Genomic DNA, 1809 nt, shown 5'->3' with positions numbered 1-1809 from the left:
AGCTTCTTTAAGCAGAGTGACGATTTTGCTCTCGCTGAATTTTGACTTTCTCATTGGATCTCCTCCATCGACTTATGATGTCAGAAATCTCTAGTTTTGACTTGTGCACTTTTAGGGGAAGTCTACGGTTACTAAATCTAGGATTTGAGTGACGTGGAGATTGACTCGACCCAATATCAACCAGCACTTGTTTATCTTTGTAGTGCACAAGAAACGAAAATTTCTGCGTTTTAGTAACTTTGTTGATGGATGCACTTAGCTGGATATTTGATGTGTAAGAGACAACGTCATCAGACCAATCAAGAATTACAGCGTAATCACGCTCATGGGGTTTCAATTCATGAATATCATTAAGCTTTTGCGAGTAATGAATTGCAGTGCCGTGGGTAGGGTTCTGTTTGACACATAACTTCTTCGAAGAAGTTTTATTATAAAAATTATTAGCTCTTAGTGTGCGTTCTCCTGATTGTTTTGTTAGATCAAAAATTTGTTTCGTCATACGTTCTCCTTTGCCTTGATGCTTTAAACGATAACGATATGAGCAAGGGGTGTCAATGCCTAAATCAAGCATAAGTCATTGATTTTATTGGTTTAATTCATACGGGTCATTGTAGTTTTAGTAAAATATTCGCGTTGAGTTTTATGGAGTATTGATAAGCTGATCTCTTTCCATATTCAGTTTTCACGCTACTTCCAGGTGTCCATTAGCTCGCCACTTCGAGCCGAGATTACTGTCACGTTTTTTTCACGAATTTGCCTCTCAAACCCATAAAAGTGCTCGCAAAAAAATTTTAATTTTTTTTTAAAAAAGATGCTTTGATGTGAATTTTTTGCTCATACATGAAATCCAGATCAACAAGTTTTGTAGCTTTGTTAATAAAGTTAGGGGAGAGGTGAAGTCCAGCGTATGTGTTTTTCAGAGATGTCGAATCAACTTGCTAGACAGTGTTAAGAGGATGGGTTTACTGAGTCAAAGTGAGATTGGTAGAAAAAATATTTGTTGTTAGCCTGTTCTGTTTAGATTTTATTTTCATAAGACAAAAAATGATAAACCTTTATTAAATAAAAGCCTTTTATGTTGATTTGATTTTTATTGGTTTGTTTAAAATATTTCGTTTTAAATTTTTAAAATATTTAATATTAAAATAAGCTGAGAAAAATTACCCTCTGAAAAATATAAGATATTGATTGTTAAGAAGTCGGTATTTTTTGAGGGTTTATTCTTGGGTTTGATTTATTTCACAATTGGTTTGTTCTTGTTGTAAAAATTTGCCATATTCGATTTAGTAATATGTGACCATTTTGGTTGTTTGCTATCGTTCTTGTATGGTTTTAAGTTTCTTCCCGTCTTGCCCTTGTGGCAAATATAAAGAGGAATCGAAACATGGTTTATGCATTTGATAGAAAAGAATTGTGGGACATTGCTGAAAGTGAAGGTTTTAACTTAGAAGCTATTGGGAATAAGTTAGGACTAACCAAAGAAAGAGTTCGACAAATTTTAAATGAAAAGTTTGGTTGGTCAAAAGTTGATAAAGCTAGAAAACGTTTCCGAAAAATAAAAAAAGATCATAAGGATTTTGACGCAAAAGATCTTAAGCACAACAAAATGTTTCAAAGCATTTTATCGAAAGGAGATCGTGTTCCTTACTGGAGTATATTTACGTTTGATCCTTACTATCTTGATACCTGTACTGCATTACTAAAGGCTAGGTTAGCAGAGAATTTTGATCTTCAGCTAACTCAGGATGATGCACGTTTCTACATTGAATCTAAGTTAAGAACACTCTTCTACAATAGCTTCGATCGTCA

General features: G+C 33.8%; 2 protein-coding genes. One reads left to right on the top strand and one right to left on the bottom strand.

From position 1 onward, the window contains the following. Positions 1–7: 7 nt before the first annotated feature. Positions 8–499, bottom strand: a complete 492-nt coding sequence (locus XMG48_RS11895; protein ID WP_173482296.1) for a hypothetical protein — start codon at positions 497–499, stop codon at positions 8–10. 885 nt (positions 500–1384) lie between these two features. Between XMG48_RS11895 and XMG48_RS11890 the strand changes: the two genes are divergently transcribed. Further along, positions 1385–1809, top strand: a 425-nt coding sequence (locus XMG48_RS11890; protein ID WP_173482295.1) for a hypothetical protein, incomplete at its 3' end; no start/stop codon positions are given.

The sequence above is a fragment of the Marinobacterium sp. xm-g-48 genome (assembly GCF_013282925.1).
Lineage (GTDB): Bacteria > Pseudomonadota > Gammaproteobacteria > Pseudomonadales > Balneatricaceae > Marinobacterium_E.
The sequence above is the reverse complement of the archived record's forward strand: the minus strand, read 5'-3'. Positions and strand labels throughout refer to the sequence as shown.

Excerpts from the sequence above, each read along its gene's own strand:
- XMG48_RS11895 (WP_173482296.1), bottom strand. The coding sequence starts at position 499 with ATGACGAAACAAATTTTTGATCTAACAAAACAATCAGGAGAACGCACA.